The organism is Pseudoalteromonas sp. AWH4_217, from assembly GCF_056161105.1.
In genome coordinates, this window is the sequence record NZ_JBSWYM010000009.1 from 16,514 (window position 1) to 34,874 (window position 18,361).

Below are 18,361 nucleotides of genomic sequence, written 5' to 3' on the forward strand. Positions count from 1 at the left end.
TCTACCCCAGATTGAGCGCAGCTAATATTTATAATGGTAACGTTCGTTACGGGCTAGAGGATTCTAATTGATTACAACAGAGCTTCTTAAAATGAAGCTTTGTTGTATGTCTTTATTTTTAGGTGTTACTTTTATTTTTTATATTTAAGGAAGAGTATGGGTAATTCAATAGATAAGCGTATATCTGCAAGTGATTTGCCGCACTTTTTATTTAGTAAATCTAACTTTTTCACTAAAATGCAGTCATATGAAGCGCTTGATAAAGAATACCTCCATATTGTCGACGAATTATTGGATGATGTTTGGGTAATCCAACGCAGAGAAGCCTGGTATGTTGCAAAACCTGACTCACTAGAACTGCCCAGACATGGTTTTAAAATACATATCTCATTATTATCCGGGATCACCCCTGATGCACTCAAAGACATTGTGCCTGTTATGGCCGAGTTTGGTGTGGCATTTAAGTTTCTGGTCGACAGTCATGTCCAGGACTTTTTTAATTCACAGGCCTGCAATAAGGTTGCATCAGGTAAATTTCTCACCGCATACCCTGCAAATCAGGCTGAGTTTGAAGCACTTATAGAAGCGCTTTATAAGGTGACTGGCGCATATTATGGGCCATATATTTTGAGTGATAGAGCATATAAAGAAAGCCGTTGTCTGTTTTATCGATATGGTGCGTTTGTTGGTAATAAAGAATGCGATGTAACCGGTGCTTCGACACCCGTAGTCATCAATGAAGAGACGGGAGAAACTGACTATCGCTTACCCTATTTTCAGTTGCCAGAAGATATTATGGACCCATTTCCCTGTACAGCTGAAGAATCTGAAACCGAACTCCTTAATCAGCGCTATGAGGTGATAGATGCGCTGACAAGCCACTCCAGTAAAGGGGGTGTATACCTTGCCAGAGATACGCAATCTGGCTTGACGGTGGTGATCAAAGAGGCACGGCCGTATATCAACCGAAGCCTGATAAATGAACATGACGCCATATCAGGTTTGATGCACGAGGCACATATTCTGCAGCGACTTGAGCACACTGGCGTCACGCCTAAGGTGGTAGAGGTATTCAAAGAGTGGCAGCATCAGTTTTTAGTACTGGAGCATATTCCCTTTGAGACCCTTAACTACAGCGATTGGGAAAATCATAATGTACTGATAAATGGCCAAGGTGAGCAGGCTGTTCGGCTCTGTCAGCGTTATTTATTGTTGTTAACCAATATTATAGAGGCTGTGCAACAGCTTCATCAGGCCGGCGTTATCATTGGTGACATTGCGCCTCAAAACATTTTGCTACACCCCGAGACGCTACAGATTAAGTTGATCGACCTCGAAGGGGCATATGATCAACTTAACGATAAGTTTTACGCGCGGATTTCAAGCCGGGGCTTTAGCGAATACGATAAAAACAAAGGCAGAAAACCCACCGCGGATGAGGACTGGCAAGCGGTTAGTGCGTTGTGTATTCATTTATTGCACCCGATTTGTCCGCTTTTTGCTCTAAACCCAAAGGCCAAGGACGCGTATTTAAACGCACTGGTAAAAAGCCATGGCCTGCCCGAGCAGATTATCGAAATTGCTGCGTTGTTGCAGTCTGCGCAAGTCGATAAAGTGACGCAAGTGATAGAAACAGCTCTGGGACAATTAAATCAGTCTGCTTTTGAAACCTGTTTGTTTGAAGGGGAAAGGCTGAATCTGAACAAGCGTGATTGCGCACAGTTACTGGAAAAAATGCATGATGGTCTTGCTTTTTTTATGGATAATCCAGTCGGAGAAAGCATATTTCCTGTTGACTATCGAGCATTAAATACTCATCACTTTAGCGTATCTTACGGCCAGTTCGGCATTCTCTACTATCTCAATAAGCATACTAATATTGTTACAGAACCCACAATTGAATCAGCCATCAACGCGCTAAAAGTTCAGGATTTGGAAAGCATGCCTCCAGGTCTTTATTCTGGCTTGTCAGGCATTGCCTGGGTACTGTATGAATGTGGTTATTGTTCAGATGCAATTAACTTGATGAGACAGGTGCTTAACAGCGAGCTGCGTAATCAGGCTTGTGACTTATTCTATGGCGCGGCCGGATGGGGGTTAGCATGTATGCAATTTTACAGCAAAACTCAACAACCTGAGTTTTTGCAAGGCGCGAAAGAGGCCGCGGATATCATCACCAGTGAGCTAAATGAGCATCAGGGGACCTTGTACTATAAAAACCTCGATGGCCAGCCATACTCTGGTCTGCTTCATGGTAATGCGGGCATAGCGTTGTTCTTTTTACGTTTGTACCAGCTCACACATAAAGAAGAAGACTTGCGACTCGCTATGCGCTGTTTGCAGTTTGAAATTAATAGGGGTGAGCGAATCAATAACGAACTGGTATGGCGAAAAAACTATAATGAAAAAACCACTTATCCTTACTTCCAGTTTGGCTCGGTTGGGTTGGGCTGTGTGTTGTTACGTTTTTACCGTGTAACCCAGGAAATTAAATACCTGAGCCTTGCGCAAGAGATTGCAAAGGCAACACAAGGAAAGTTTTGCATCTACCCCGGCGCTTTTGTGGGCATGAGTGGTATAGGTGGGTTTTTTCTGGATTTATATCAGGTAACCGGAGAAATCCAGTATCGTCAGGAGGCGCATGCTATTGCTTACCGCATAAGCCTTTATCAGTGTCCTACTGGAGAAGGAGTCGCCTTCCCCGGAGATAAACTGGCCGCACTCACCACAGATTATGCAACCGGCACGGTTGGCATTGGATTTTTTCTATCTCGTTTACTGGAAAGTGGCCACGGAGTTGAGCTATTTCTTGATCCCTGTTTTGCCAGCTTGGAGGTAGGTAAACAGGTTGCCAAAACGCAGCAGGACTCGATATGACCCTGTTTAATAATTACATTGAGGTTAGTCAGCAAGCGGGATCGAAGGTGTTCGAGAATATGGTTGAGGCACTGGATTGTGCTTTTGATTTTATGCATACCAAACAGTCTCAGGATTTTACCGGCGGTGCATTTATTCCGTTGTATGACTTAACAACGGAATTTTATCAAAGACATTTTCCGCACGTATTTCAAGACTATATACCTTTGTACTTTTCACTCTGGAAGCTGAGGGTCAAAGAAGCGATAGGGTTGAACAATACCCATCAGGATGGCGGTATTCATTATTTTGCCAATAATGGGTATCAATCGAGAATGATCACACTCTGGAGCGCACTGTATAAAGACGCGGTGCCGGGTTTGTCTGCCAGTGATTTGGGTTTGTTTGTGATTGACAGTGAAAACCCCAAACATTTTCCAGTTTATGAACAAATGGCAAAGACCAATACACATTATTACCGCAGTGCAGCTGGCGTGCTGCGTGACATCAGACAGATCGGTAACTTATCCGTTTTTTATGATGAGAAAACATTGGAGCGGCAAGTTTTCGATTATGATAAGGGAACTACAATACAGTTCAACAGCCATTTACTGCATGGTACGAATAGCCTGGCAACGCAGTTTGAAGCGAGTCCGGATGAATATGATCGCTTTCGGGCAGCCTTGACTAGCGTTTGGGTCCACAGAGATGACTTTAATCATGAGATTTTAAACATGCATCAGGACGACTATGCGCAATTATATCTTAGCTCAATGGCACCGAAAGAGCGGGCTGACATTCTGCGCCAGCAGGTTCGGTTTTGCCAAAAGGAAATTGGGCGCATAGAGATCATTTCGCAGCTGGTACGTCATCACTTGAGTAACCCGGTTTTTGCAAAGGTGAGAATATGATCCCAGTGAGTGTTGATATCACAGATGCATCTCACTTTTATGAGAATACCACTTTAACTGGCTTGTCTTGCTCATTTGATGGTCGTTATTTTTTGCTGAGCTCAGATCAATCAGGCTGTGCGAATGTGTACCGGGTTGCAACTCAGTCCAACAGCATAGAACAATTAACGCATTCAACCACTCAGCCGACCTTTGCCATAAGTTTTTTTCCAGGAGATTATCGGTTTTTATTTCGTCAGGACGAAAGTGGCAATGAACTTGATCATATTTGGGTGTGTACACCTGGTGGGCACTGCCGGGACCTGACGCCTGGCGAAGGCCTTAAAGCCCGTTTTTTACAGTGGAGCGAAAGCGGGGAACAATTTTGGCTGCTGAATAATATGCGAGACGCCAGTGTTTATGACGTCTACAGCTATTGCGTGGATGACTATATAAATATGCGTGTATTTACCAATCTCGATGAAGTAAACATTTGTGGTATAAGTCGAGACGGTATGTGGTTGGCGTGTGAAAAAGAGTTAAGTAGTCGTGCAAATCAATTAGTGTTTTATCGCTCAGATGCTTCTTTGGGGCCGCGTTGTGACTACCAGCCCTGTTACCGAGTGGGCGATATTGAGGCGCAAACGCGGCACATGATAATGAGCTTTGCCCCGGATAGCCAAAGCGTGTTTTATACAAGCGATCAAGACTGTGAGTATAAGAATGTATGGGTTTTAGACTTAATGACGGGTAATGCCACTAGTATCATGCAGCTTGGCTGGGACGTGACGGCATTTTATTTTTCGCCATCGGGCCGTTATCAGATCTGCGAAGTGAACCGTGATGCTAAAACCTATACTCAGGTAATCGACACCAGTACACACAAGCCTTGCATTTTAACAACCGAACAGAGCGCTGCTTTTGGGCTGTGTTTTTCACCCGATGAAAGTTTGCTTGGCTATTATACTCAAAGTTGTATTTGCCCAGCTAGTTTGCATATCTGCCGCACTGATGGCAGCAATCAACGGCTGCTTCAGGCACACAATCCCAAGCTACCTCAGCAGCGTCTTGTCCGCGCTGAAGTGATATACTACCCAAGTTTTGACGGCTTATCGATTCCTGCTTTATTGTATCGGCCGAGTCAGGCCCGTGAAGACGAGCCTGTAGCGGCCATGCTCTGGATCCACGGCGGGCCCGGCGATCAGTCTCAGCAGAAATTTGACCCTATGATCCAACATTTAGTGAGTAATGGTTATGCCGTTTTAGCTGTGAATCACAGGGGATCCAGCGGCTATGGCAAAACCTTTTTTCACATGGCAGACAGACAACACGGCAACCTTGATTTAGAAGATTGCCTGTACGCCAGACAGTACCTGAGTGGGTTAGATTGGGTGGATGGTGAACGTATTGGTATTATGGGTTGCAGCTATGGTGGGTTTTTAGCCCTTGCGGCATTAACATTTAAGCCTGATGCTTTTGCACTGGCAATTGACATCTTTGGTGTAACAAACTGGTTGCGTACTTTAAACAGTATTCCGCCCTGGATGGAGGGCGTACGTAAGCGAATTTATGATGTGATGGGTGACCCCAATCAGGATTCTCAAAGGCTTAGACAGATCTCACCATTATTTCATGCTTCCCGTATTCGGCGTCCCTTGCTGGTGGTGCAAGGAAAAAATGATCAGCGCGTATTACAAGTTGAAAGTGATGAAATTGTTCAGGCCGTCAGCAACAATGGTGTGCCAGTAGAGTACTTACTGTTTGATGATGAAGGGCATGGGTTTAATCGAAGGGAGAACTTAATTGCAGCATCTAACCACTACCTTAATTTTTTAAATCAATATTTGTAGCGGCGATATTGATGTTGTCGTCATGTGAATATATGCACACTGATCAAACTGAAATGGGATAAATAATGACCTCATCAATGCTAACTGATACGCACATTTATCCCAGGTCAACTTTACCCGGGCGTGAGCGTTGGCATATTGGGGAGATGTTAAACCAGCCAGGGCTTGCTAAACAGCTAAGTAACTATCTGAGCGAACAGCCAGGTATGATACAAGTGATGGCTAACCCGCTGACCGGCAGGGTCTTATTGCTGTTTGATCCCGCTTGTTGGCAAACGAAAACCATTCGGCAACTGCTCAGGCAAGCTATGCAGTATTGCCAACAGCAAGGCGGCTACGTACATAGCCAGATCCCTGTACAAACAACAGGACTGGAGGGGTTCAAACAAAGGCTATATAAAAACCACTTGTATAGCTTAGTGCAACAGATTGAAGATGAGCAGTGCCGAGCAATGAGACACACTGCTATCAGAGCCAGTGCCATCAATTCCTTCTTTAAGATACTGTCGCCCATTATGACGGGCCTGATGATCTCAAGTGTGTTGTCGCCCATTGCTGCACTAACAAAGCTAGGTTTATCACAAGGGGCGCAACTGGCTTTTTTCACCGGGGCGTTCGGGCTCTCTAAAGGGGCTGAATCCGTTACGGCTCACTATAAAAATAAGCACTGGAGCAAGTACTCTAATGAAATAGACAAAAAAATGAGTGAGAAAGTATTTGCCCATATACAGTCGCTGCCTATGCCTTTTTTAGACAGCAAAAGTCCAGATAAACTTCAGCATCTGGTTAGCCATGATGTGGATATCATCAAGCGCTTTCTTAATTACACGCCGGCTGAATTTACAGACAAAGCGACAACCATGGTGTTTAGCTCTGTAATTATCCTTGCTATTTCTCCAATTGCATTTGCGCTGTGTTTGCTTCCGGTGCCATTTATTACCAAACTAAATAAGCGTCATCAGGCCAGTGTCCGGGAACAAGCTAGTAAAGCGGATGAGCTGACAGACAGCTACAGGAAGGTGCTGTCTAATAACTTAAATGGCCTGTCGACGGTTAAAAGCTTTACTGCCGAACACATTGAGTTTGAGAGGTTTTGTAACGCTAAAGACACAGCCTGTGAACATACTGTGAGGCTGGATAAGGAAAACTCATATTATTCCAGCACAAGCGAGCTTATCTTTGTAATGGGGATTATGGGGCCTGTTGTCTATGGTTGTATGAATGTTTTACGAGGTGGTATTGGCACCACAGAATTTATGGTTCAGATTGGTATCGCACCCAGCATATTAAACTCAGCGACCGGGTTGGAGTATGGAAAGTCTTTATATCGGGATGCTATAGCCGCGGCAACTCGCTTGAGAGCGGTATTAAGTATTGAACCTGAAATGATTTCGCGAGTCGACCAGCAGCCGCTTACAGTGGGAGTCGGTGGCATAGAATTTAGCAATATTCATTTTGGTTATGATCAACATAAGGTGATTAAAGGGGTATCTTTTGAGGTCATGGCCAACAAAAAAGTCGCTTTTGTTGGGCCTACCGGCTCAGGGAAAAGTACACTTATCAAACTGTTGTTGGGCTTTTACCAGGCACAGCAGGGGCAAATTTTTATTGATGGGAAGAACATAGAACAGGTAAGTTTAAAAAGCTTGAGGCAATCCATTGCATTGGTGAGTCAGGAGCCATTTTTATTCAATGGTTCCATCTATGACAATCTTGTCTATGGTCGGCCCTCCGCCACCTTTGATGAAGTGGTCGCGGCTTGCAAGATAGCACAAGCTTATGAATTTATTGATGCTCACCCGGACGGTTTTAATGCGCAGATCGGCGAAAGAGGACACAAACTATCTGGTGGTCAACGTCAGCGCCTTTCCATTGCGCGGGCGGTACTTAAAAATGCCGCAATACTGGTCTTAGATGAGGCCACCTCGGCGGTTGACAATAAAACGGAGGCAGCCATCCGCCAAGCCGTTGATTTAATCTCGCACACTTGTACTGTAATTATTATTGCTCACCGTTTATCGAGTATTCGTTATGTTGATACGATTTACCATATTAAGGAAGGTGAGATCAGTGAAGCCGGGACACATGAACAACTATTAGCCAGGAATGGCGATTATGCCGCATTGTGGCAATTACAAATTTCCGAACAAGGGGAGTTTGTAGCGATTAGGTAACTAATCGCTGCGTATTAAAAGGCGGGAATTTAAGGTGATTTTTTCTCGTAATAGATATCTTCCACATCTTCAATCACACTTTCAATCACCTGCTCAATGGGCTGACCTTGTTCTAGCGCCTGCGATACATCTTCCCGCAGGCTTTGATCGCCAGCGCCTTTTGTGGTGGTAAATTGGGTGAGTAAACTTTGCCCGGTTTTACTCAAGCAGTAGGAGTTAGCTGCCACAACTAGCATTCCTATCGGGCCCAGCGCCATCTTGGCTGCAAGGCCGGCCCCGACATGAGCCAGACCTTGTTTACCTTTACCCTGGGCCAGCAGGCTGACGCCCGGTGAGAGCAGGGTTTCGCCTGCGATACATGCGGCATCTTTTGCCATTTCTTTATTAGTCCGTTTGACAGTCATCCCAGCTATCCTTTCTAACACATTGACTCTTAAGTGTAATCACACTTTGTAAAAAATCCAGGCGAGGCGATATTTCTTAGTGTCGATCAATCACTGCATTGCCAGCAATGTAGCCCTTTGAAGATCAGGTTAAAGAGGTTTTTGCCCAGGCCTTTGACAATGATGATAATCAGATTTATTTTTGCTCCAGGGCCGATTTCGATGCGCTCCAGACGGAGTTTAACTATACCGATTTGCGGGCTGGGGTCGGCAAGTACTGCTTTGATGACTGGCCAGGTTTAACTTTGAGTCGTTACTAACTTATGCTCGCAGCTACTATAGTGACGGCGAATTTAGTGTTGGCGTTGAAGGTGACTTCTGTGGTGGGGGAGAAGGGGGAGGCGATTAGCGTGCTAATGACTTGTGTTGGCAGTTTAACGAAACGGTTAAGAGTGTCGGCCAAAAACAGGGCCCGCCAGAGTCAAAATAGGGCAGGCCTGACACGATTAATGCCTTAATCAAAAGTACAAATAGGAGTCGCAGTGACACTGAGGGTCATCTTTGAGTTCATCAATATGTACGTCGACTTTACTTTGTGAGCGCGCATCATATATGGTAACCATGTTATGCTGCTTGTCTATGCTGAGCACCTCGACCGGGTGTTTGTGATATTCAACCCATTCTCCATTGCGGACATCTTCAATATTCATCTTTTCTACCCCATTAGTCAGTGAACCTGTGCAAAGAGTCATGAACATATTGTTGTAATAAAGAGTTTAGTGACAAAAACGAAAAAGCCCAAGCATAGTGCCTGGGCTTTACGATTTTCAGGGAGTTAGAAGCTGTAACTTACGCTGAACTTGACGCTGCGCGGCATAATATAGCGGCCGTTTGGTGCGTCGGCATTACGTGGGTCGCCCTCGGTGATACCCTGTTCATCGGTCAGGTTATCCACCGATACCATCAGTTTTACCTGCTCTGTTGGCTCCAGCGTAAAGCCCAGATCGAACTTTTCATAGCCATCCAGTACCACCGTGTTTTCATTGTTACCAAAACGGTCATCAACGGCTGAGATGGTTCCGTAAACAGTGGCAAACATATCACCCAGCTCAAACTCATAGCTAGGTGTGACACGCACCTGCCAGGCTGGCTGACGCTGTGCTTCGTTGCCCACATTGTCGGGACTTTCAGTGATTTCGGTTTTCTGCCACGTGGCGTTCATGTTTACGCTAAAGCCTGAGCTATGATTGAAGTTATAATCGACTTCAATACCCATGGCCTCGTTGGTCAGGATTTCTGCCGGGTCGCCTGGTTTTCTGACGAAGGTGTCGCCCTGTACTTCGTTGGCAAACAAGGTCGCGAACAGGTCGCTGCTTTCACCCATATATTTGTAGCCGATTTCTGCCTGAGTCACTTCTTTGATCAGACGTTCCCCATCCTGATAAGCTCCATAGTTGTCGCGGAAGTCGTCGAAGTAAGGCATTTTGTAGCCTTTGTTCATACGTGCGAATACACCACTTTGGTCGTCCAGTTTAAAATCAGCGCCCAGAGTCCAGGACGTTTTGCGTTCATCATAGGTGACAAACTTATTGATGGTACCGTCAAGATCTTCATCAACAGAGTAGTCTACTTCGTGCTTTTCGCTACGCAGGCCTAGGTCAAGAGTTAGCGCGTCGGTGGCGCGATAGCTGTGTGTGGTATAAAAGGCGACTGTGGTTGCATCGCCGGTACTATTGATATCGTAGTTGAAGCCACAGCCGTCATCGCTGCTGTTACAGTCGATACCAGTAAGGGCCTCACCGCCGGCGCTCAGAACATGATAAGCTGAGTTACCCAGGCTCCACCAGTCTTTTGCTGAGGTGGTTGCCGTGTATATACCAAATGCGCTGTTAACCTTTGAAAACTCTTTACTGATGGCTAAGTCATTGGTGAAGGCATCAATCTCTTTCAGCACAACCCAGCGGCCATAGTTTTGCACCATGGTATTGCCATCGTAGACAGTGCCTGTCACAGAGCCTACTGCACTTGTGCCATTGTCTGCCACGCTGGCCAGGTTAGTTGCTGCACCATCAGGGACCAGGCCATAGGTATTGGCATCACCCTGAGTCAGACTAAAGCGGTCTATCAGTTGCCAGCCGTTGGGTAATTCGAGTTTCAGACTACCGCCCGAAACGTGGCCTTTCCAGCCACGACCTTCGCCCAGGTCAATTTCCATGTCCTGTCCGGCAACATGGATGGTTGCCTGACGGTTAAGCGTACCTAGCTGGGTAAAGCCTGCGTCAACGCCATCAACATTTAGTGGTGTAGGCAGATACCAGGCGCCGGTGTCATCGGTTTGGCGGGTATAGACATTAAACTCACCCTTATCGAACTCTTTGGTCAGATTAACGGTAAACTGATGACCTTTTTCAGAAGTAAAGCCAGCGTCACGGATACCAGAGGAGCGTTTTGCATAGCCGCCGATCATATAATAGAAATCGTCGCTAAGTTCACCGCTTAACACGCCGTCAATGCGCTGAAGCCCGTAATCAGAAGTGGTATATTTAACTGTGCCCTCTGTTTCTTCTGAACCACGCTTAAGATGGAAGTTCGTTGTCAGGCCCGGCTGACCATTTGATACGACCGGGTTAGGGCCGCCACGCAGGCCTTCCATGCGGGCAATGGTTTCATCAAGACGGAATATCGATGAGTTTTCTAAAAATGATAATGTTGGTGCAGGATAAATCGGCGAGCCTTGCAGGCTCACTGTCAAAAAAGGCGCATCGCCGCCGCCAGGAAATCCGCGCACAAATACATTGGCGCCAGACTCTCCGCCAGAGCTTTCGACCCAGATCCCGGGTACCGATTTAAGCAGATCAGCTGTGCTTTTCGGCGCTAAACGTTCAATTTGTACGGCATCGACGTTGGTAACCGCAAAGCTGGCGTCCAGCTTACGAATACCAGCACCACCAGGCGTACCAGAAACGATGATGGTTTCGACTTTTTTGCCTTGCTTCGCGTCTTGCTGCTGTGCATGTGCTGTGCCCGATACGGTGATTGCCGCTGCTACCGCTGATGCGATTAGAGAATATTTGTTGCCTAGGTTCACAGGAACTGCCCCCTTGGTTGTCATATGTGTTGTCAGTCATTGCATAGCTTTGTGTATGCATGCTCTTTGCTATTGTTATGCGCCGCCCATAGCCTGTTTGTTTGGCTTTAAACTCCCTAACCATTCTGCGAAAGGATAGGCACAAGCGTCAGGTTGCACGCGGCGTCATTTTAAAATAGAACGTTATGCAAACGTTTGCAATAGGGTGTTTGCAAGTTTTTCCCCACTTTATGGCAATCTGGTTACTGGACGGATGAGTGGCGATGCTCGCTGAGAAAAGCTGAGACAGGTAAGCAGGCGCTGCGCTATAATGCTAGGTCAGAGCATTGACTCTGTTTTAAAAATGAATATATTCAAATTGTTACATTGGTTCTTTGGTGGTGCGTTATACATGCAGTCAAAAAAAATGAAACTGGCGGATCTGGCAAAGCTGGCGGGCGTGTCTACGTCAACGGCATCCCGGGCGCTGAATAATAATCCGCTGATTAAGGAAGAAACCCGCAATAAGTTGCAGGCGCTGGCTAAAAAGCACAACTTTAGCCTCAATGCGGCGGCCAGCCGCCTTAGATTACAAAAAACCAATGTGATTGCGGTATTAATTAACTTTGATGCTGAAACGGAGCAATCAATCGACGATCCGTTTTTGCTTAAAGTGGTCAGTGACATTAATCTGGCGGTTAATCGCCAGGGCTACGAACTTTTGCTGTCTAACTCGTATATGGCAGGTGACGACTGGCACGGGTACTTTATTGATGGTCGTCGGGCCGATGGCGTGATAGTGGTTGGTCAGGGGAAGCAGCAGGCACGCATCGAACGTGCCGCCAGCGAGGGCACCCCTCTGGTCGTATGGGGTGATCCCAAAACACAGGGAGAGTATGCCATTGTCGGGAGCGATAATTATCTGGCTGGCTGTACCGCGACCCGACACTTGCTGGACAGGGGAGCTCGACGCTTGCTATTTATGGGCGATCCTGCCCATGCAGAGTTGGCAGAGCGCTACCGCGGGTTTTGCGATCAAATCAGTAAAGAGCCGGAGGCTTCGGCTTCACTATTGAAAATCGACATCACCAGTTTGGCGGCGTATGAGGTGATTAATCAGACTTTGCTGAGCGAAGGACTGAGCTTTGATGGTATTTTTGCTTGCAGTGATATGGTTGCCCTGGGCGCAATGAAAGCCCTTAAAGAGCGTTATGTCAGCATTCCCAATGATGTGCGACTGGTCGGGTTTGATGATATAGCGATGGCAGATATCAGCTCGCCTTCACTGACCACCATCAAACAGAATACCCGTCTGGCAGGGCAAGTGTTGGTAGATAAGCTTCTGGCGCAGTTAAAGGGCGATAAGCCTGATTCTGCCCAACTGGATGTTGAACTGGTCATGCGTCAGTCAAGCTGATTACGGCCGTTGACGCTGTAAACAAACTGAGCAATTTTTTTTACTTTAGAATTGCAAACGATTGCAAAAATGAATTCCCGCGGCTAGACTGACTGTTATTGAATAGTTACAGAGTCATCCTATGAAGCACACCAGAGTCGTGCTGGCCATGGCGGCCTGCTACTTTTTGTTTGCGATTTTACTCAACAGTGTCGGCACCGTCATTTTGCAGGCGATCAACACCTTTGCAGTGTCAAAAGCCCAGGCTGCCAGCCTGGAAGGGTTTAAAGATATCCCCATTGCCATTGTGTCGTTTCTTGTTGCCTCGTTTATTCCCAGGATCGGTTATCGCTTAGCGTTATTAGGCGCTTTGTTTGTGGTTGCGGTTATGTGTTTGCTAACGCCTGTACTGGGGGCTTTCTGGGCTTTAAAAGCCTTATTTGCAAGCGTTGGCTGTGCATTTGCGATAGTCAAAGTAACGGTTTACGCGTTAATAGGTCAGGTAACAGACGATGCAAAGGGGCACTCGAGTTTGCTTAACACCATTGAAGGCCTGTTTATGGTTGGGGTACTCAGTGGTTACTGGATCTTTGCCGCGTTTATCGGCGAGCAGGCTGATTCACTGGCATGGCTCAATGTCTATTACCTGCTGGGCGCACTGACCCTGGTGACCGCATTGTTAGTGATCAGTGCACCCATGAAGAAGCCCCAATACAGCAAAGAGCAGCCACTAAAAGACGAATTTTTAGGCATGCTGAAACTGGCCTATCAGCCTCTGGTATTGGTTTTTGTGTTATCGGCGTTTTTATATGTGTTAATTGAGCAGGGCGTAGGCACCTGGCTGCCGACTTTTAACAATCAGGTACTGAATTTGCCAGTGGATATCGCGGTGCAGCTGACCAGTATTTTTGCAGCCAGTCTGGCCATTGGGCGTTTGCTGGCCGGTCAGTTACTCAAGCATATCCATTGGTACAAGCTGCTAAATGTGTGTTTAGTTGGTATGGCGGCGCTGGTATTGCTGACCTTACCTATGACGGAAAATCTACATCCAAAAGAAGTGAACAGTTTGTTTGAAGCGCCGCTGGCAGCCTACCTTATGCCTTTAATTGGACTACTGATGGCACCTATTTATCCGGTGATCAACTCGGTAATGCTGAGCAGCCTGGATGAACGTCAGCATGCACCAATGACAGGTCTTATTGTGGTGTTTTCGGCTCTGGGCGGCACAACTGGCTCATTAATTACCGGGTTTGTTTTTGAATACATTGGTGGTCAGCAGGCGTTTTATCTGTCTTTGATCCCCATGAGCGGCATCGCCGTCACGTTATTTTTGTTTAAGCGACGCGCACAGGCACAGACCAGCGCTTGCGCGCTCTAGGAGTTACAGATGCAGTTTGAACAATCAAACTTGTTTAAAGCGGTGCAGATGCAGGGCATTTTTTCGGATAGTAAACAGTTTGCAGATGCTATTCCAAAACAGAGCTGGGAGCAGGCCTGTGCGCTGTATGACAGCGAATGCCCTCAAGATCTGACTGAGTTTGTCGCACGTCATTTTGATTTTGCGCCACAGCCAGAACTGACTGAACTCCATGCTACCTCGGTCAAAGATTATATCGACCAGCTATGGCAACGCCTGGCGCGTGACCCACAGACGGGCAATGTGTCGTCATTGCTTGATTTGCCCGCGAGCTATACGGTTCCGGGTGGCCGCTTTAACGAAATATATTACTGGGACAGTTATTTTACGGCTTTGGGCCTGATGGATGCCGGCCACGTCGAGCAAGTGTCGAATATGCTGGATAACTTTGTCAGTCTTATTGAGCGTATTGGTCATGTGCCAAATGGTAACCGCAGCTACTACACCAGTCGATCACAGCCGCCAGTGACAGCTTTGATGGTGTCTTTACTCTGGCAAACGCATCATCAGGATACGACATGGCTACGTAAAGTGACTGATGCGCTTAGAAAGGAGCACAGTTTCTGGATGGCTGACAGCGAGCAGCTGAACGATGAACTGACTGAAAGCCGCAGGGTCGTACGTATGCCTTGTGGCGGGGTAATGAATCGCTTCTGGGATGACTGCGCAGAGCCAAGGCCTGAATCTTACAAGGAGGATATCGAGTCGGCCAGTATGCTGGAACCTGAATATCGCGCATTGTTTTATCGTAATATTCGTGCTGCGTGTGAGTCCGGCTGGGATTTCAGCAGCCGCTGGCTGGACGATCCTGATCAGCTTTGCAGTATTAATACGGTTCAGCGTATACCTGTTGACCTTAATGCCCTGTTGCAACAGCTGGAATGGCAGCTCAGTGAATGTTACGCGGCACTTGGCAACAGCGTACAAAGCGCCTGTTATCTGCAACTATCCCAGCAACGCAAACGGCTTATTCAGGCCTATTTATGGGATAAAGAGCAGGGCTGGTTTATGGATTACCACATTGCCTTGCAAACGCGCAGCCAGGTGATGTCACTGGCGGGGGTGGTACCTATGTTTTTGGGACTTGCTAGTCAGTCTCAGGCGGAGTCTATGACGCAGAGACTGGAGCTGGACTTTCTAAAAGCCGGGGGGCTGGTGACCACGCTAACCAATACAGCGCAACAGTGGGATAGCCCAAATGGCTGGGCACCCTTACAATGGTTTGCCGTGAAAGGCATGTTGAATTATGGCTATGTGAAGCTGGCAGTCACAGTGGCCAGACGCTGGCTGGCTATGCTCGAGCGCGACTTTGAGCAACACGCTTGCCTGCTGGAAAAGTATAACGTGGTTGAACCTGGTGTACGCGCAGGTGGCGGTGAATATCTGGTACAGCAAGGCTTCGGCTGGACCAATGGGGTGACCAGCCGGTTATACCGGTTGCTGGAAGATTAGCGTTCACGGGTCATGATGTGACGGCTGTCATGACCCGTTTTACTTGCTCAATCCATAAATACAATGCGCACAATAATGGCGACCAGAACAATAACAAACAGTACCAACTCAAGTTTGTAAACGATTGATTTAGCTTCTCTCTCCGCCTTGTTTTTGGCAATTTCCTTCTTTATATTAGTTTGCTCTGGGTGCTTCTTTTCATAAGCCTGATTGGCTTTCTCGGCAAATTTTTTACGTTTGTCAGCGCTAAGCGCCTTATTCATAGCGGCACCATGATCAGAAACATGACCTTTGGCTGTGCGCCTTGGGGGGGCGGGCATGGAAACCTCCTGAATTAGCATTTAAAGTTAAAACTAATTCGCATACATAGAAACCATTCTTGAGATACTTAAATCATGGGCGATAGCCAGGCAAAATTGACTCTTTAGTTGCGCTAAGTTGAGAAAACCTTAACAGTCGGCAATCAGTTTATTCTCCCAAGTTGGTAATGTGTTTATGCTTACCAATATTAAGTATAGCCCCAGATGCAAAAGACTGGCAGCAAACCTCGCTGCCAGGGGAAATAAGAGACGCTGCCAAATGAACCAGTTCACGGCAGGCAGGTCAAAATCTATATATTTGTGTAATATTTGTACATTACAGCACATTACAGGTTAAACAGGAGGTGAGGCTGGTGACTCAATTAGCAAAACAACTCTTCGTTGGTTTGTATATGGCTATCGTCTTGAATTTGACCGGATGTAAGGAGCCACTTCAGGATACTGACACGCAATTGGTCAATTTAGAGCAAAGTGGGGCTCAGGGTCAGTTTTCCGCTGATGGTCGTTATGCCGTCTTGCATGACCCCGGAGATAAACTTGCCGTTTTTGACGTCGCAACGCAACTGCGTTTGTTTCAGCTAGCCGATCCTGTCCCCGCAAGCGATGCTAAAAAGGGCAATATTCTGGCATTCAGTCTCAGTGAAGATAACACACAACTCGCCATCGGCTTTCGTCAGTTTGTTGAAGTGTGGGATATTGAGCAAGGAAAACTTTTGGGAACCGTTACTGTTCACCCAAGCGATGAGCTGGCGAAAGTGTCAGCGCTACGTTTATATACTCGCCCACACCATCTGTTGGTTGGACTCAATGATGGGACTGTCAACTTACTTGATCTTGACAACCAGTTGGTTAAAAAAGCCAAGCTCCACAACAGCAAAGTGATACATGTCGCGAAAAGTGCGCAGGGCCAGGCTCTGCTGAGTGCGGGTCACGATGGTCAGATACTGCTGTTTGATAGTCACACCCTAGAGACAAAGCGCGGCTTTGCTTTTGAGCGCCGTATAACCAGCATTGCACAGAGTCATGATCAAACCCGGTTATTTGCGTCCGATGCACTTAATGAGCAGCGTATTTTTTCGCTTTATTCTGGCACAGAGTATGACGTCAGTCTGAGTTACCCGGAACGTTTCAGGTGGTTTCGTGCAGCGGTATTCAGTGATGATGAACGCTATTTAGCGACTGGGTCTTCAAAAGCCTGGTGGACGCTATGGGATGCTCAAAGCGGTCAGGAAATTGGCGCCTATTTTATCAAAGCACACAGCCGGGACGCGACAATACTGGATATGCATACCAATTCACGCGGTGAACTACTCACTCTGAGCAGTGATGGTTTTATTGAATTGTGGCAGATCAACACCTTAGTAAATGGCCGCCAGTGAATGGTGCGGTTCTTGCTGTTGATTTCTCGAATGGTGTGTTATTGAGTTGTAATGGAGCGAGAGTCCCATTTTGGATAATGTACGCGTAGAGGCGAGTTTCTTAGCAGGTAGAATATATGTGTACTTTTTACTCTCTGTTAATACACGTATAATGGCGTTTTTTGTGGTGTCACGAGTAAAATTATGTGGTTAAGGGTATTGCTGGCGACATTGTGTGTGGTCTTGTTGAGTGCATGCAGTGAAGAAGTTCAGCTAAGTAAGGGAAACGTTGGCAGGTTAAATGAAAGTGGCATCGCACTGGGTCATTTTTCAAAGGACGGCAGTAAGCTTGTTACGTTTGACAATCAAAAACAAATCCAGGTGTGGGATGTTGCTACCCAGCATGTGGAGTTTACCGTACCGCAGGCAAAAACCCCCGGTTTTGTGAGGGATGTGGCACTGTCGGAAGATTTGCAGATGCTGGTGATTGCCAGTGAGACAGAGCTGGCATTTTGGTCGCTTAATAAAGGTAAACTGGTGACTAAAGTTGCTTTTGGTGGTGTGACTCCTGGCGCGGTGATCACCGCAATGGCCATCTCGCCTAAAAATGACAAGGCCATTGTTGCCATGGCCGATGGCACCATCAATATGGCGGATTTACATACACAGATAAATAACCGTTTTGCACCGCATTCCCGGCCAGTTCAGCATGTTTTCTGGGACGAAAAAGGGGAACTATTTGTCACCGGTGCGCAGGATGGCAAGCTGGCGCTGTGGAAATTTGGCTCAGCAGAGCCTATTTTTATGAAAGAGTTTGATCACAGAGTAACCAGTGTTGCTGTCAGTGATGATTTCTCGGCACTGTTTGCCTCGGATGCCTTGAATGAACAAGTTGTTACGTCGCTGACTGACGGGCAGAGTATCAGTGAATTGCAATATATGTCGCGGTTTAAAGTATTTCGCAAGGCTCTGTTTATAAGAGGCAGTGAACTGCTGGCAACGTCGTCGTCCAAGTCTCATTTAAGTATCTGGAATACACAAAATGGCGAAGAGCTTGGAACATGGCAGATTGACTTTGTGCACGACGGCGCCACTATCATAGATATGTATGCGGCCGATAGAAATACGCTTCTGACATTGAGTAGTGACGGTATTTTGGAGGCGTGGACGCTTAACGCGTTGGCTCAACGCTAAAAAA

At 46.7% G+C, this 18,361-nt stretch carries 13 protein-coding genes; 9 read left to right on the top strand and 4 right to left on the bottom strand.

Translation table 11 applies throughout. The features are described 5' to 3' along the window. The first annotated feature begins 156 nt into the window (after window positions 1–156). The 4 genes from lanKC (at window position 157) to ACXAH1_RS12545 (ending at window position 7,770) form a co-directional block, all read left to right on the top strand. Window positions 157–2,877 (top strand): class III lanthionine synthetase LanKC, encoded by a 2,721-nt coding sequence (gene lanKC / locus ACXAH1_RS12530; RefSeq protein ID WP_475197133.1) that lies wholly within the window; start codon window positions 157–159, stop codon window positions 2,875–2,877. Beyond that, complete coding sequence (locus tag ACXAH1_RS12535; RefSeq protein WP_475197137.1) at window positions 2,874–3,767, top strand: hypothetical protein; 894 nt, start codon at window positions 2,874–2,876, stop codon at window positions 3,765–3,767. The genes lanKC and ACXAH1_RS12535 overlap by 4 nt, the downstream gene beginning before the upstream one ends. Next, window positions 3,764–5,596, top strand: coding sequence for a S9 family peptidase (locus ACXAH1_RS12540; protein WP_475197138.1), 1,833 nt, complete (start codon window positions 3,764–3,766; stop codon window positions 5,594–5,596). The genes ACXAH1_RS12535 and ACXAH1_RS12540 overlap by 4 nt, the downstream gene beginning before the upstream one ends. Before the next feature lie 65 nt (window positions 5,597–5,661). Then, window positions 5,662–7,770 carry an ABC transporter ATP-binding protein gene (locus ACXAH1_RS12545; protein ID WP_475197139.1) on the top strand — a complete coding sequence of 703 codons (2,109 nt, stop codon included), beginning with the start codon at window positions 5,662–5,664 and terminating at the stop codon, window positions 7,768–7,770. A 29-nt stretch (window positions 7,771–7,799) separates the two neighbouring features. Here the strand turns inward: ACXAH1_RS12545 and ACXAH1_RS12550 are convergent, their stop codons facing one another. From ACXAH1_RS12550 to ACXAH1_RS12560, 3 genes are all read right to left on the bottom strand, one after another. Next, entirely contained in the window at window positions 7,800–8,174 is a 375-nt protein-coding gene (locus ACXAH1_RS12550) for a DUF6072 family protein (RefSeq protein ID WP_475197141.1), read from the bottom strand. A gap of 497 nt (window positions 8,175–8,671) precedes the next feature. Further along, on the bottom strand, window positions 8,672–8,863 hold the full coding sequence (locus ACXAH1_RS12555; protein ID WP_138552009.1) for a hypothetical protein: 192 nt from the start codon (window positions 8,861–8,863) through the stop codon (window positions 8,672–8,674). Window positions 8,864–8,988: 125 nt separating this feature from the next. Further along, on the bottom strand, window positions 8,989–11,241 hold the full coding sequence (locus tag ACXAH1_RS12560; protein ID WP_475197143.1) for a TonB-dependent receptor: 2,253 nt from the start codon (window positions 11,239–11,241) through the stop codon (window positions 8,989–8,991). Window positions 11,242–11,632: 391 nt separating this feature from the next. On the opposite strand from ACXAH1_RS12560, the gene ACXAH1_RS12565 reads away from it, so the two are divergent. The 3 genes from ACXAH1_RS12565 (at window position 11,633) to ACXAH1_RS12575 (ending at window position 15,485) form a co-directional block, all read left to right on the top strand. Further along, on the top strand, window positions 11,633–12,637 hold the full coding sequence (locus ACXAH1_RS12565) for a LacI family DNA-binding transcriptional regulator (RefSeq protein WP_054017425.1): 1,005 nt from the start codon (window positions 11,633–11,635) through the stop codon (window positions 12,635–12,637). A 121-nt stretch (window positions 12,638–12,758) separates the two neighbouring features. Next, on the top strand, window positions 12,759–13,994 hold the full coding sequence (locus ACXAH1_RS12570) for an MFS transporter (protein WP_475197145.1): 1,236 nt from the start codon (window positions 12,759–12,761) through the stop codon (window positions 13,992–13,994). Between the two features lie 9 nt (window positions 13,995–14,003). Beyond that, entirely contained in the window at window positions 14,004–15,485 is a 1,482-nt protein-coding gene (locus tag ACXAH1_RS12575) for a trehalase family glycosidase (protein WP_475197146.1), read from the top strand. Between the two features lie 47 nt (window positions 15,486–15,532). Here ACXAH1_RS12575 and ACXAH1_RS12580 read toward each other — a convergent pair whose 3' ends face one another. After that, a complete protein-coding gene (locus tag ACXAH1_RS12580) occupies window positions 15,533–15,748 on the bottom strand; it encodes a hypothetical protein (RefSeq protein WP_475197148.1) in 216 nt (71 codons plus the stop codon). A gap of 410 nt (window positions 15,749–16,158) precedes the next feature. Here ACXAH1_RS12580 and ACXAH1_RS12585 point away from each other — a divergent pair, with 410 nt between their 5' ends. Both ACXAH1_RS12585 and ACXAH1_RS12590 read left to right on the top strand, forming a co-directional pair. Then, a complete protein-coding gene (locus ACXAH1_RS12585) occupies window positions 16,159–17,184 on the top strand; it encodes a WD40 repeat domain-containing protein (protein ID WP_475197149.1) in 1,026 nt (341 codons plus the stop codon). Between the two features lie 183 nt (window positions 17,185–17,367). Then, window positions 17,368–18,357, top strand: coding sequence for a WD40 repeat domain-containing protein (locus ACXAH1_RS12590; RefSeq protein ID WP_253049810.1), 990 nt, complete (start codon window positions 17,368–17,370; stop codon window positions 18,355–18,357). The last annotated feature ends 4 nt before the right edge of the window (window positions 18,358–18,361 follow it).